Annotated in this window: 10 protein-coding genes; 7 read left to right on the top strand and 3 right to left on the bottom strand. The window is 64.1% G+C overall.

Annotated features, from left to right (window positions below):
* The first annotated feature begins 288 nt into the window (after positions 1-288).
* Together JY96_RS17975 and JY96_RS17970 are read left to right on the top strand one after the other, a co-directional pair.
* Complete coding sequence (locus JY96_RS17975; RefSeq protein ID WP_035039544.1) at positions 289-1,275, top strand: malate dehydrogenase; 987 nt, start codon at positions 289-291, stop codon at positions 1,273-1,275.
* A gap of 183 nt (positions 1,276-1,458) precedes the next feature.
* Positions 1,459-2,475, top strand: a complete 1,017-nt coding sequence (locus JY96_RS17970; RefSeq protein ID WP_035043545.1) for a CoA ester lyase — start codon at positions 1,459-1,461, stop codon at positions 2,473-2,475.
* 10 nt (positions 2,476-2,485) lie between these two features.
* On the opposite strand, the gene JY96_RS17965 is transcribed toward JY96_RS17970, so the two are convergent.
* On the bottom strand, positions 2,486-4,030 hold the full coding sequence (locus JY96_RS17965) for a methyl-accepting chemotaxis protein (protein ID WP_035043543.1): 1,545 nt from the start codon (positions 4,028-4,030) through the stop codon (positions 2,486-2,488).
* 190 nt (positions 4,031-4,220) lie between these two features.
* Positions 4,221-4,532 (bottom strand): YkgJ family cysteine cluster protein, encoded by a 312-nt coding sequence (locus JY96_RS17960; protein WP_035039542.1) that lies wholly within the window; start codon positions 4,530-4,532, stop codon positions 4,221-4,223.
* Positions 4,533-4,620: 88 nt separating this feature from the next.
* Between JY96_RS17960 and JY96_RS17955 the strand changes: the two genes are divergently transcribed.
* Entirely contained in the window at positions 4,621-5,001 is a 381-nt protein-coding gene (locus JY96_RS17955) for a hypothetical protein (RefSeq protein WP_035039540.1), read from the top strand.
* Position 5,002: 1 nt separating this feature from the next.
* Here the strand turns inward: JY96_RS17955 and prpR are convergent, their stop codons facing one another.
* Positions 5,003-7,024, bottom strand: coding sequence for a propionate catabolism operon regulatory protein PrpR (gene prpR / locus JY96_RS17950; protein ID WP_081961667.1), 2,022 nt, complete (start codon positions 7,022-7,024; stop codon positions 5,003-5,005).
* A 277-nt stretch (positions 7,025-7,301) separates the two neighbouring features.
* Between prpR and prpB the strand changes: the two genes are divergently transcribed.
* The 4 genes from prpB (at position 7,302) to prpF (ending at position 13,301) form a co-directional block, all read left to right on the top strand.
* A complete protein-coding gene (gene prpB / locus JY96_RS17945) occupies positions 7,302-8,186 on the top strand; it encodes a methylisocitrate lyase (RefSeq protein ID WP_035039537.1) in 885 nt (294 codons plus the stop codon).
* A 54-nt stretch (positions 8,187-8,240) separates the two neighbouring features.
* The gene (gene prpC / locus JY96_RS17940) at positions 8,241-9,404 is read left to right on the top strand and encodes a 2-methylcitrate synthase (protein WP_035039535.1); all 1,164 of its coding nucleotides are present in this window, start codon (positions 8,241-8,243) and stop codon (positions 9,402-9,404) included.
* Between the two features lie 69 nt (positions 9,405-9,473).
* Positions 9,474-12,101 carry a Fe/S-dependent 2-methylisocitrate dehydratase AcnD gene (gene acnD, locus JY96_RS17935; RefSeq protein WP_235333972.1) on the top strand — a complete coding sequence of 876 codons (2,628 nt, stop codon included), beginning with the start codon at positions 9,474-9,476 and terminating at the stop codon, positions 12,099-12,101.
* Between the two features lie 12 nt (positions 12,102-12,113).
* On the top strand, positions 12,114-13,301 hold the full coding sequence (prpF, locus tag JY96_RS17930) for a 2-methylaconitate cis-trans isomerase PrpF (RefSeq protein WP_035039533.1): 1,188 nt from the start codon (positions 12,114-12,116) through the stop codon (positions 13,299-13,301).
* Positions 13,302-13,440: the final 139 nt, after the last annotated feature.

Here is a 13,440-nt window from a genome sequence, read left to right as displayed (position 1 = left end):
GGAAGGCACCACAGCGTATGTCTAGGTTGGGGTCGATCAGGGGTGAGATCGGGGCTGGCGACCACCCTTGAACGAGGCAGCCGACTGACCCGCGCCGGATAAAACCCGGGCCGGGCGTGATTGCACCACAAGTACCCGGCAAAGTCCAGAAGTAGGATGAAAGATGTCTTATATAAGACATAAGATGTTGACGTCACAAGGGTCATCGCCCTAGACTCCTGCGCGACGCTACAATCTAGGGTTGTCTCTAACACCCTTCCCCCTCTCACTTCCTTTTCGGAGTTGCACATGAGCAAAGCACCCGTTCGCGTCGCCGTCACCGGCGCCGCTGGCCAAATTGGTTACGCCCTGTTGTTCCGCATCGCCTCTGGCGAAATGCTGGGCAAGGACCAGCCCGTCATCCTGCAACTGCTGGAAATCCCCGACGAGAAGGCCCAGAACGCACTGAAGGGTGTGATCATGGAGCTCGAAGACTGCGCCTTCCCCCTGTTGGCCGGCATCGAAGCCCACTCTGACCCCCTGCAAGCCTTCAAGGACACCGACTACGCCCTGCTGGTTGGCGCACGTCCCCGTGGCCCTGGCATGGAGCGCGCCGACCTGCTGGCCGCCAACGCCCAGATCTTCACGGCTCAAGGCAAGGCACTGAACGCCGTCGCTTCGCGCAACGTGAAGGTGCTGGTGGTCGGCAACCCCGCCAACACCAACGCCTACATCGCCATGAAGTCGGCACCGGATCTGCCTGCCAAGAACTTCACCGCCATGCTGCGTCTGGACCACAACCGCGCTGCTTCGCAACTGGCTGCCAAGACCGGCACCAAGGTTGGCGACATCCGCAAGCTGACCGTGTGGGGCAACCACTCGCCCACCATGTACGCCGACTACCGCTTCGCCACCGTGAACGGCAAGTCCATCAAGGACATGATCAACGACCAGGTCTGGAACGCTGACACCTTCCTGCCGACCGTGGGCAAGCGTGGCGCCGCCATCATCGCCGCTCGCGGCCTGTCGTCGGCCGCTTCGGCTGCCAACGCCGCCATCGACCACATCCGTGACTGGGCCCTGGGCTCCAACGGCGAATGGGTCACCATGGGCGTGCCTTCGAACGGCGAATACGGCATCCCCGCCGGCATCGTGTTCGGCTTCCCCGTCATCACCCAGAACGGCGAGTACAAGATCGTCGAAGGCCTGGAAATCGATGCCTTCTCGCAAGAGTGCATCAACAAGACCCTGGCTGAACTGCAAGGCGAGCAAGACGGCGTCAAGCACCTGCTGTGATGCGGCATTGAGTGCGTGACGCCTTGGGCGTGACGCGCTTGCATGCGCGAAGAAGAACCGGCTTTCGCCTCGCGGCGGGGCCGGTTTTTTTATTTGACCTGAGACAGATGGATCTGCGCACGACGCTCGCAAATTGCGCGAGACTTGTCGCATCACGCGCATGCGCTGCAAGCCCGCATCACCATGTCCAACCTGACCGCCATTCACCCCCGTCAAGCCTTGTTCGGGTCCGAACCCCGCCCCGCCCCCCTGCCCGTCTGTGACCACTACGCCGGCGTGGAGGCGCGCATGCGCAAGAGCCTCGCGCTGCAATCGGAAATGGCCGAAGAGACCGGCCGCGCCGTGTTCGACGTGACGCTGGACCTGGAAGATGGCGCCCCCGTGGGCGGCGAGCACGAGCAGGCCGAGCTCGTGGCCGAACTGCTCAACAGCCCCGACAACGCCTGGGGCCGCGTGGGCGCCCGTGTGCATGCACCCAACCACCGCCGCTTCGAGGACGACGTGGACACCCTGATCAGGAAAGCCGGTGATCGCCTGGCCTACCTGATGGTGCCCAAAGTGGCCAATGCCACCGAAGCCCAGCGTGCCGTGGAAGCCATCAAGGCATCGCGCCTCAAGCATGGCGTGGGCCACATCGTGCCCGTGCATGTGCTGATCGAAACGCACAAGGCCCTGCAGGAAGTGGGCGAGATCGCCAGCCTGCCTGGCGTCGAGTCGCTGTCCTTCGGTTTGATGGATTTCGTGTCCGATCATCGCGGCGCCGTGCCCGCATCGGCCATGTCAGCCACGGGGCAGTTCGAACACCCACTGGTCGTGCGGGCCAAGCTGGAAATCTCGGCGGCCTGCCATGCAGCGGGCATCACGCCCTCGCACTGCGTGGTCACCGAATTCAAGGACAAGCGCGCCTTGAACACCGCCGCCACCCGGGCCGCGCGCGAACTGGGCTACACGCGCATGTGGAGCATCCACCCTGATCAGGTCCGAGTGATCCTCGAAGCCTTTGCGCCGGTCACGGCCGAGGTCGATGACGCCATCGAGATCCTGCAGGATGCGCAGGCCGCGCACTGGGCACCCATCTCGCATCGGGGCACGCTGCATGACCGCGCCAGCTACCGCCATTACTGGTACGTGCTGGAGCGCGCCTGGCTGACAGGCCAGCCCCTACCCATCGAGATCGAGGAAGCCTTCTTCCCGTCTTGACGCGCGCAGATCAGGACAGCTTGAACACCGACACCACCTCGGCCAGCTTGGCGGCCTGATCCTTCAGGCTCTCGGCGGCTGCGGCGGACTGCTCGACCAACGCGGCGTTTTGCTGCGTCATGCTGTCGAGCTGGGTCACCGCGATGTTGACCTGGCTGATGCCTTCGGATTGCTCGGTGGATGCCGAGGTGATCTCACCGATGATGTCGGTGACGCGCTGCACGGAGTCCACGATGGCGGCCATCGAAGCGCCCGCGTCATTGACCAGGGTGGCCCCCGCGTCGACGCGTTCGCTGGATGCGCTGATCAGCACCTTGATTTCCTTGGCAGCACCGGCAGCGCGCTGGGCCAGGGCCCGCACCTCACCAGCCACCACGGCAAAGCCTCTGCCCTGCTCGCCTGCCCGCGCAGCTTCCACGGCGGCGTTCAGGGCCAGGATGTTGGTCTGGAAAGCAATGCCATCGATCACACCGATGATGTCCACGATGCGGCGCGAGCTCTGGGTGATCTCGTCCATGGTCGACACCACCTGGGACACAACGGTGCCACCGCGGCTGGCCGCTTCCGCGGCACCTGCGGCCAGTTGATTGGCCATGCGGGCCGCGTCGGCCGTGTTGCGGATGGTGCCGGAGATTTCCTCCATCGTGGAGGCCGTCTCCTGCAGGCTGGATGCCGCCTGCTCGGTGCGACTGGACAGATCCTGGCTGCCCGAGGCAACCTCGTCGCTGGCCACCGTGATCGAGTCCGTGGACTGGCGAACCTCGCCCACGATCGAGCGCAAGGACACCTGCATGGCCTCCAGGCTGTGGCACAGCTCGCACAACTCGTCACGACCATCCATTTCGACCCGGTGCGACAGGTCGCCACCGGCAATGACCTGTGTGGCCGCCACCACCTTGCGCAGCGGCACCGTGACCGAACGCGCCATGACCCAGGCGCAGTAAGCCCCCAGGCCAAGGCAGACCAGCGCCAGCACCATCATCACGATCTTGGCCGTGGCCACATTGGCATGCGTGTTGGCGGACGCCTCATCGGCCATCTTGCGCTGGGCACGCTGGTAGTCGTTGATGGCGGTGATGTAGCGCGTGGCAGCCGGCAGGAGCTGGCTCTTGAGCGCTTCCTTGGCACCGGGGTCTTCCATCTCCAGGAAGGAGAAAATGGAGTCCCGGGCGGTGATGTACACCTTGCGCTTGGCGGCGATGTCCTCGAAGCGCGCCTTTTCATCAGCGGTTGACGCGCTGGCCTCCAGCACTTTCTGGATGGCACTGATCTGCGCCGACGTCTCCTTGATCAGAGGCGAGAAGTGATCCTTGACGTCGGTAACCCCGCCCGCTTCGGCAATGGCCAGTGTGCGGTTGACGTTGAGCAGGGTCAGGCTTTCCCACTTCAAGGCGGCGGTCGCACGCTCCTGCACCTTCGCGTTGTCGTCGATGTCGTTGATCGTGCTCGACAAGCGCGTCCAACCCACCGCGGCCATGATCGCCGTCAGCAACAGAACCAGACCAAATCCCAACCAGAGACGCTGCCCGAGCTTGAGTTGATGGAGATTCACCATGATCTCGACATCCTTTGGGGCGCCCACCCAGCCGGGAGCGCAAACGGCTTCAACCACTGTTGATCTTCGGCTTATCGGAATGCTTCGCGAAAACCTGAGCACCGGTGCCGAAAAGTGCCGGTTTGCGGCCTATTTGAGTGCCTTTTAGGGGCATCGCCAATGCATGACCCGGCCTTCGTCAGGGTGAAGATCAGGCCGGCAAACCGTGGTGCCGACGCGCCTTGAGGCACTTTTCATCGCCCGGCATCAACTCCTGGCAGGTGGTCGAGCGGTGTGCGTAGATACCGCAGGCGACCTGCTGGCCGATCTGCCCACCCAAGGCCACACACCGCGGCTGCTTGCTGTTCGTGCCCTGCATGCAGCGCCGCAAGGGCGTCACGGACTCGGTCAGCGCGACGGGCACGGTTCCGCCAGGGGCGTCATCGGCCTCACCCCAGTAAAAGGAAACCCGGAAGTAGGCGCAACATGCGCCACATTGCTGGCAATCGAACTCGGTCTTCATGCGGTGACCTCTTGCACACCGTGAGCTGGGAGGGCGCTATCGTAATGCGCGGCTGCACACCTTGCCGACCTGCTGTAGGCTTGCCGCCATGAGCGACATCCTGTTCTGGCACAACTCCGAAGTCCTGCACGTCATACCACCCGACGAAGACAATCAGGCCGCTCGCATCACCTTCTCGGCGGCGGCGGTCGAGCGCGCGGGCATGCCGGGCTTTCTGAAACCGGTTGAACTGGTGTTGGTACAGGCTCGCCTGACGGGGCCCGTGTCAAGCTGCATGGGCAGCATCTCGGAAGGTTCCTGCCGGGTGGGCAGCGGGATGGTCAGGCAACTGACCCTGCCGTGGGTGAGCGATGGCGCGGTTCAACTCACCCTGCAGTTTCACAATGGCAGCACCCTGCTCATCGAAGCCGCGTCGGCGCACTGCGTGCCAGGCCCGGACACGCGCTTCATCGAGTCTTACGCCTGCTGACTCAGGCGCCCTCTTTCAGCTTGCGCCACAAGGTCGTGCGGCTGATACCGAGCTGCTGACTGGCCAGTGCACGGTCCCCACCACATGCAGCCAGCACACGCATGATCTCGGCGCGCTCTGCCTGCCGCTGGGCCTGCCGCAATGGCGGGCCGGCTGGCGCCACATGGCGGGCCACCGACGCACTCACAGGCCAAGGCCCCGGTTCTTCGCGATGCGCGGCATGCTGCGCGAACAACTCCGGCACCACCGCCTCCAGAAAGGCCTTGGCTTGACGGGCATCCACAGCCTGAGCCTCCCGCAGTGAGCCAGCATAGGCCGTGACGCGCTCGATCAGGTTTTCGAGCTCCCGCACATTGCCTGGCCAGTCGTAGCCCTGCGCCTGCTTGAGCAGCGCCTCGATCAAGCCCGAGGTAGCGCGCACATCCAGACCCAAGCGCAGGCACAGCTTGCGCTGCAGGGCACGTGCGATCGGGGCGATGTCCTGCGGGCGCTCGCGCAAGGGCGGCACGTCCACGCGCAGGATATTGAGCCGGTAATACAGATCCAGCCGGAACAGGCCGCGGTCGACCTGCTCCTTGAGATCACGGTGCGTGGCGGCGATCACGCGCACATTGACGGGCGTGGGCTCGGTGGCCCCCACGCGCAACACCTCGCGCTCCTGCAGCACGCGCAGCAGGCGTGTTTGCAGCGACACGGGCATCTCGCCCACCTCATCCAGAAAGAGTGTGCCGTTGTGGGCCGCCTCGAACAGGCCGATCTTGCCGCCTTTGCGCGCACCGGTGAAAGCACCTTCTTCATAACCGAACAGCTCGCTTTCCAGCAAGGTCTCGGACATGGCCGCGCAGTTGACCGCCACGAAGGGCATATCGCACCGGTCGCTGGCCATGTGGATGCCTTGCGCGATCAACTCCTTGCCGGTGCCGCTCTCGCCAATCAGCAAGACCGTGGCCTGGCTTTGCGCGCAGCGTTGGGCCACCTGCCTGATGTGCGACACAGCCGGACTCTCGCCCAGGAACTGGCTGAGCTCATAGCGGGTGCCCGGCGCATTGGGCTTGATGCGCGTGCGGATGTGGCGGTCCACCCGCTGGATGCTGATCGGGTCCTGACAGCTGAGCACGGCACCGGTTAAAACGCCTTGTTCGACGATGGGCATGCGATTGGCGATCAGGGCCTTGCCTTTGACGCGTTCGATTTTTTCCAGCTCCTGCAGGCCCAGCCTCAAGGTGCCTTGCAGGCTGAGTTCAGGGCAGACCTCGCTGAGCTTGCGCCCCAGCCAGTCCGAGGCGGAGATGCCCAGCCACTGCGCCATGGCGGGGTTGAGCGTCTGGATGCGCTCCTGCTGGTCAACGGCGATCACGCCGTCACTCAAATGGGCCAGGATGGTGTTGAGGCGTTCACGCTTGGCCAGTTCGATGCGCGAGGCGCGCGCCACCTCCACCGCGTCTTCCAACGCCTCGCGCACGGCGTCAGCCGAGTAGAGGAACACGCCCGTCAACCCGTGCTGATCGGCCATGTCGGCCACCAGGCCCGGGCCAACCACGGCCTGAACGCCCATGTCCTTGAGCGCCAGCACACAGGCCTGCGCGTCTTCTTCGGTGCGGTAGGTGCGTTGCACCAGGCCCATGTCGAGCAACTCGGCAAATGGCGCGAGGTCGGGCGCCATGCCTTCATACGTCACCAGCCCGACCTTGGCGGACACACGCCGCGCCACGGCCAGGGCCTGCATCACATCGAAGCCGCCGACCTTGACCAGCACCACAGGCATGTCGAGATGCTGGCGCAGGTAGGCGCCATTGGAGCCTGCGGACACCACCACGTCGATGGGCCTGAGGGTCTGGTTGGCCTGCATCTCGCGGATGCGGCTGACGGCCTGCTCGAAGCCCACGTCCAGCACGTCCACCGAGGCGCGGCCGGCAAAATCGGGCGCCAACTCCTGCAGCATCTTGTTGATGCGCCGAAAGCCCACCGCAACAAGGTGCGGCAACGTGGAAGCAGGGACGCTGGCTGGCTGGAGGGCGGGCATGGTGTCAGTCGGGTCACGCCTGGGCGTAGCGTGTTTCACACCCATTGTTTCATATTTGATAAAAAATTGTTTCATCAAAGAAACTCAACATGAAACGATGTCATCGTCATTTGGTGTGCGTACACACACCACCAACTGAAAAATCCATGAAAATCAAGTGCTTGCCCTATGCCTCGCCCCTTGACGGCTGCATCATGGCGGCACGCTGACCCGCTGGCACAGGCGTTGCATTTCATGCCTGGCATACCTCGCTGCTTTTTCAAGTTGGAGATCTGACATGGCCACCCTGACCCCTGGCGCCCGTTTCCGCCAAGCCCTCGCGGAAGAATCCCCACTGCAAATCATTGGCGCGATCAACGCCAACCATGCTTTGCTGGCCAAGCGCGCGGGCTACCGTGCGATCTACCTTTCGGGTGGCGGTGTGGCTGCGGGCTCGCTGGGCCTGCCCGACCTGGGCATCAACACGCTGGACGACGTGCTGACCGACACCCGCCGCATCACCGATGTGTGCGACCTGCCTTTGCTGGTCGACATCGACACCGGCTTCGGCCCCTCGGCCTTCAACATCGAACGCACCGTCAAGAGCCTGATCAAGGCCGGCGCCGCCGCTTGCCACATTGAAGACCAGGTGGGCGCGAAACGCTGCGGCCACCGCCCCGGCAAGGAAATCGTCACCACCGAAGAAATGGTGGACCGCGTCAAGGCCGCGGCTGACGCCAAGACCGACAAGGACTTCTTCCTGATCGCCCGCACCGACGCCATCCAGGTGCACGGTGTGGATGCGGCCATCGAGCGTGCGATTGCCTGCGTGGAAGCCGGCGCCGACGGCATCTTCGCCGAAGCTGCCTACGACCTGCCCACCTATGAAAAGTTCGTGAAGGCCGTGAAGGTGCCCGTGCTGGCCAACATCACCGAATTCGGCAAGACCCCGCTGTTCAGCGTGGACGAACTGCGCCCCACCGGCGTGGGCATGGTGCTCTACCCACTGAGCGCTTTCCGCGCCATGAACAAGGCGGCCGAGGCGGTCTACACTGCCATTCGACGCGACGGCCACCAGAAGAACGTGGTGGACATCATGCAGACCCGTGAGGAGCTGTACGACCGCATTGGCTACCACGCCTTTGAAGGCAAACTTGACGCGCTGTTCGCCGCCAAGAAGTAAGCATCCCGACTGTTTCAACCGACTGCCTCAACCTTCAAGCCAGGAACCTCATCCATGAGCGCTACACCCGAAACGACCACCCCCGGTTTCAAGCCCAAGAAGTCCGTTGCCCTGTCGGGCACTGCTGCCGGCAACACGGCCCTGTGTACCGTGGGCCGCACCGGCAACGACCTGGCCTACCGTGGCTACGACATCCTGGACGTCGCCACAACCTGTGAATTCGAAGAAATCGCCCACCTGCTGGTGCACGGCAAGCTGCCCACCGTGGCCGAACTGGCTGGCTACAAGGCCAAGCTGAAGTCGCTGCGCGGCCTGCCCGCCGGCCTGAAGGCCGCGCTGGAGCAACTGCCCCCTTCCGCTCACCCGATGGACGTGATGCGCACAGGCGTGTCGGTTCTGGGCTGCCTGTCTCCTGAAAAGGACGACCACAACCACCCCGGCGCCCGTGACATCGCCGACAAGCTGATGGCCTCGCTGGGCTCGATGCTGCTGTACTGGTACCACTACAGCCACAACGGCAAGCGCATCGACGTGGAAACCGATGACGACTCCATCGGCGGCCACTTCCTGCACCTGCTGCACGGCGAGAAGCCCCGTGACAGCTGGGTGCGCGCCATGCACACCAGCCTGATCCTGTACGCAGAGCACGAGTTCAACGCCTCGACCTTCACCTCGCGCGTGGTGGCCGGCACGGGCTCGGACATGTACTCCGCACTGACCGGTGGCATCGGTGCCCTGCGTGGCCCCAAGCACGGCGGCGCCAACGAAGTGGCCTTCGAGATCCAGAAGCGCTACGACAACCCCGATGAAGCCGAGGCCGACATCCGCGCCCGCGTCGAGAAGAAGGAAGTCGTGATCGGCTTCGGCCACCCCGTCTACACCGTGAGCGACCCGCGCAACGTGGTCATCAAGAAGGTGGCGGAAGACCTGTCCAAGGAACAGAACAACATGAAGATGTACGACATCGCCGCCCGCCTGGAGTCGGTGATGTGGGAAATCAAGAAGATGTTCCCCAACCTGGACTGGTTCTCGGCCGTGAGCTACCACATGATGGGCGTGCCCACTGCCATGTTCACCCCGCTGTTCGTGATCGCCCGTACCTCCGGCTGGTCGGCCCACGTGATCGAGCAGCGCATCGACGGCAAGATCATCCGCCCATCGGCCAACTACACCGGCCCTGAAGACCAGAAGTTCGTACCGCTGAAGGACCGCAAGTAATTCAGCACAGCAAGGGCGCCTCAGGCGCCCTTTTACCTTGAGCCTCACTGTTCACCGAGTGCCCCGGCCATGAGCAACATCAACACCCAATTCCGCAAGAACCTGCCCGGCACCAAGCTGGACTACTTCGACACCCAAGCCGCCGTTGAAGCCATCAAACCCGGCGCCTGGGCCACCCTGCCTTACACCTCGCGCGTGCACGCCGAGAACATCGTGCGCAAGGCAGACCCGGCCATCATCAACGACTGCCTGACCCAGCTGATCGAGCGCAAGCGTGACCTCGACTTCCCCTGGTTCCCCGCTCGCGTGGCCTGCCACGACATCCTGGGCCAGACCGCCCTGGTGGACCTCGCCGGCCTGCGTGACGCCATCGCCAAGGAAGGCGGCGACCCGGCCAAGGTCAACCCCGTGGTGCCCGTGCAGCTGATCGTGGACCACTCTCTGGCCGTGGAGTGCGGTGGGTTCGACCCCGATGCCTTCAAGAAGAACCGGGAGATCGAAGAGCGCCGCAACGAAGACCGCTTCCACTTCATCGAGTGGACCAAGAATGCCTTCGCCAATGTGGACGTGATCCCTGCGGGCAACGGCATCATGCACCAGATCAATCTGGAGAAGATGTCGCCCGTGATCCATGCCGACAAGGGCCTGGCCTACCCCGACACCTGCGTGGGCACCGACTCGCACACGCCTCACGTGGATGCGCTGGGCGTGATCGCCATCGGCGTGGGCGGACTGGAAGCCGAGAACGTGATGCTGGGCCGCGCCTCGTGGATGCGCCTGCCTGAAATCGTCGGCGTGAAGCTGACCGGCCAACGCCAACCCGGCATCACTGCCACCGACGTGGTGCTGGCCCTGACCGAGTTCCTGCGCAAGAACAAGGTCGTGGGTGCCTACCTGGAGTTCTACGGCGAAGGTGCTTCCAAGCTGACCATCGGCGACCGCGCCACCATCTCGAACATGGCCCCCGAATACGGCGCCACCGCCGCCATGTTCAGCATCGACCAGCAGACCCTGGACTACCTGACGCTGACCGGCCGCGACGCAGAACAGGTCAAGCTGGTCGAGACCTATGCCAAGCAAGCCGGCCTGTGGTCGGATTCGCTCAAGGACGCCGTGTACGAACGCGACCTGACGTTCGACCTGTCCAGCGTGGTGCGCAACATGGCCGGCCCCTCGAACCCGCACGCCCGCGTGGCCACGAGCGATCTGGCGGCCAAGGGCATCGCTGGCAAATGGACCATGCCTGCTGCCGGTGAAGGCACGATGCCCGATGGCGCCGTGATCATCGCCGCCATCACCAGTTGCACCAACACCTCCAACCCACGCAACGTGATCGCTGCGGCCTTGCTGGCCCGCAACGCCAACAAGCTGGGCCTGACGCGCAAGCCCTGGGTGAAGTCTTCGCTGGCCCCTGGCTCGAAGGCCGTGGAGCTGTACCTCAAGGAAGCCAATCTGCTGGGCGACCTGGAAAAGCTCGGCTTCGGCATCGTGGCTTTCGCCTGCACGACCTGCAACGGCATGTCCGGCGCGCTGGACCCCAAGATCCAGAAGGAAATCGTTGACCGCGACCTGTACGCCACTGCCGTGCTCTCCGGCAACCGCAACTTCGACGGCCGCATCCACCCCTACGCCAAGCAAGCCTTCCTGGCTTCGCCCCCGCTGGTCGTGGCCTACGCCATTGCCGGCACCGTGCGCTTCGACATCGAAAACGATGTGCTGGCCGTGGTGGACGGCAAGGAAATTCGCCTCAAGGACATCTGGCCTTCGGATGAAGAGATCGATGCCATCGTGAAGGCGGCCGTGAAGCCCGAGATGTTCCGCGCGGTGTACGAACCCATGTTCGCCATCCAGGCCGACAAGGGCGTGAAGGTGAGCCCGCAGTACGACTGGCGCCCGCAGTCCACCTACATCCGCCGCCCGCCTTACTGGGACACGGAAGGTGTGGGCGCGCTGGCCGCCAACCCGCGCACGCTAAAGGGCATGCGCCCGCTGGCCATCCTGCCGGACAACATCACCACCGACCACCTGTCGCCTTCCAACGCGATCCTGATGAACTCGGCGGCCGGTGAGTACCTGCACAAGATGGGTCTGCCCGAAGAAGACTTCAACTCCTACGCCACCCACCGCGGCGACCACCTCACCGCCATGCGCGCCACCTTCGCGAACCCCACGCTGAAGAACGAGATGGTGCGTGATGCCGATGGCAAGGTGAAGGCCGGCTCGCTGGCCCGCATCGAGCCCGAAGGCAAGGTCGTGCGCATGTGGGAAGCCATGGAGACCTACTACGAGCGCAAGCAGCCGCTGATCATCGTGGCCGGCGCCGACTACGGTCAAGGCTCTTCGCGTGACTGGGCCGCCAAGGGCGTGCGCCTGGCCGGCGTGGAAGCCATCGCCGCGGAAGGCTTCGAGCGCATCCACCGCACCAACCTGATCGGCATGGGTGTGATGCCCCTGGAGTTCAAGCCAGGCACCAACCGCCTGACGCTGGCTTTGGATGGCACCGAGACGTACGACGTGGAAGGCGAACTCAAGCCCCGCGCCGACCTGAACCTGGTCATCACCCGCAAGAATGGCGAAGTGGTGAAGGTGCCGATGACCTGCCGCCTGGATACGGCGGAAGAGGTGTCGGTGTACCAGGCTGGTGGCGTGCTGCAACGCTTTGCACAAGATTTTCTTGCGGCAAACAAGGCTGCCTGAAAGGACTTCGGCATGGCATTCGCACCGCAAATCAAAATCCCCGCCACCTACATCCGTGGCGGCACCAGCAAGGGCGTGTTCTTCCGCCTGCAGGACCTGCCCGCCGCCTGCCAGCAGCCCGGCGAAGCACGCGACAAGCTGTTCATGCGCGTGATCGGCAGCCCGGACCCCTATGCCGCCCACATCGACGGCATGGGCGGGGCCACGTCGTCCACCTCGAAGTGCGTGATCCTGTCCAAGTCCAGCGTGCCTGATCACGATGTGGACTACCTGTATGGCCAGGTGTCGATCGACAAGCCCTTTGTGGACTGGTCGGGCAACTGCGGCAACCTGTCGACGGCAGCTGGCGCCTTCGCCATCCATGCCGGCCTGGTTGACCCTGCGCGCATTCCGCAGAACGGCACTGCAGTGGTCCGCGTCTGGCAGGCCAACATCAAGAAGACCATCATCGCCCACGTGCCCATCACCAATGGCCAGGTGCAGGAAACCGGTGATTTCGAACTCGACGGCGTGACCTTCCCCGCCGCCGAGATCGTGCTCGAGTTCATGGACCCATCCGATGATGGCGACGAAGGCGGCTCGATGTTCCCCACCGGCAACCTGGTCGACGACCTGGACGTGCCGGGCGTGGGCACCTTCAAGGCCACGATGATCACGGCCGGCATCCCCACCGTGTTCGTCAACGCCAAGGACATCGGCTACACCGGCACCGAACTGCGCGAGCAGATCAACAATGACCCGGCTGCGCTCAAGCGTTTCGAGGCCATCCGCGTGGCGGGTGCGCTGCGCATGGGGCTGATCAAGACACCTGAAGAAGCCGCCACCCGCCAGCACACACCCAAGATTGCCTTCGTGGCCCCCCCCACCAGCTACAAGGCCTCCAGCGGCAAAACCATTGAAGCCGGCGAGATCGACCTGCTGGTGCGCGCCTTGTCCATGGGCAAGCTGCACCACGCCATGATGGGCACGGCGGCCGTGGCCATCGGCACGGCGGCGGCCATCCCCGGCACCCTGGTCAACCAGGCCGCAGGTGGCGGCGAACGGGAGGCTGTCCGTTTTGGCCACCCCTCGGGCACCCTGCGCGTGGGCGCCCAGGCCAGACAGGTGAATGGCCAGTGGACGGTCACCAAGGCCATCATGAGCCGCAGCGCCCGCATCCTCATGGAAGGCTGGGTACGCGTGCCCGGCGACACGTTCTGATCACGCCCCCGGCTTGTACCAATGCGTACAAACCGGGGGCAGTTCTTACGTTTGACCCCGCTGGTTTGGTGGCAAGATCGGCCCCTCAGCCAGCGCGGCGCCTGTTCCACAAGGCGAAATCCGCGTCCATTGATCAACG

The organism is Aquabacterium sp. NJ1 (genome assembly GCF_000768065.1).
Classification (GTDB): Bacteria; Pseudomonadota; Gammaproteobacteria; order Burkholderiales; family Burkholderiaceae_C; genus Aquabacterium.
Note: the sequence above shows the minus strand (reverse complement) of the source record. Positions and strands in the feature narration are given on the sequence as shown.

Bases quoted from the DNA above. Each gene is read 5' to 3' on its own strand.
- prpR (WP_081961667.1), bottom strand. From the start codon at position 7,024: ATGCCCGCCCTCCAGCCAGCCAGCGTCCCTGCTTCCACGTTGCCGCAC.
- prpC (WP_035039535.1), top strand. From the start codon at position 8,241: ATGAGCGCTACACCCGAAACGACCACCCCCGGTTTCAAGCCCAAGAAG.
- JY96_RS17955 (WP_035039540.1), top strand. From the start codon at position 4,621: ATGAGCGACATCCTGTTCTGGCACAACTCCGAAGTCCTGCACGTCATA.
- JY96_RS17975 (WP_035039544.1), top strand. From the start codon at position 289: ATGAGCAAAGCACCCGTTCGCGTCGCCGTCACCGGCGCCGCTGGCCAA.
- JY96_RS17970 (WP_035043545.1), top strand. From the start codon at position 1,459: ATGTCCAACCTGACCGCCATTCACCCCCGTCAAGCCTTGTTCGGGTCC.
- JY96_RS17960 (WP_035039542.1), bottom strand. From the start codon at position 4,532: ATGAAGACCGAGTTCGATTGCCAGCAATGTGGCGCATGTTGCGCCTAC.
- prpB (WP_035039537.1), top strand. From the start codon at position 7,302: ATGGCCACCCTGACCCCTGGCGCCCGTTTCCGCCAAGCCCTCGCGGAA.
- prpF (WP_035039533.1), top strand. From the start codon at position 12,114: ATGGCATTCGCACCGCAAATCAAAATCCCCGCCACCTACATCCGTGGC.
- acnD (WP_235333972.1), top strand. From the start codon at position 9,474: ATGAGCAACATCAACACCCAATTCCGCAAGAACCTGCCCGGCACCAAG.
- JY96_RS17965 (WP_035043543.1), bottom strand. From the start codon at position 4,030: ATGGTGAATCTCCATCAACTCAAGCTCGGGCAGCGTCTCTGGTTGGGA.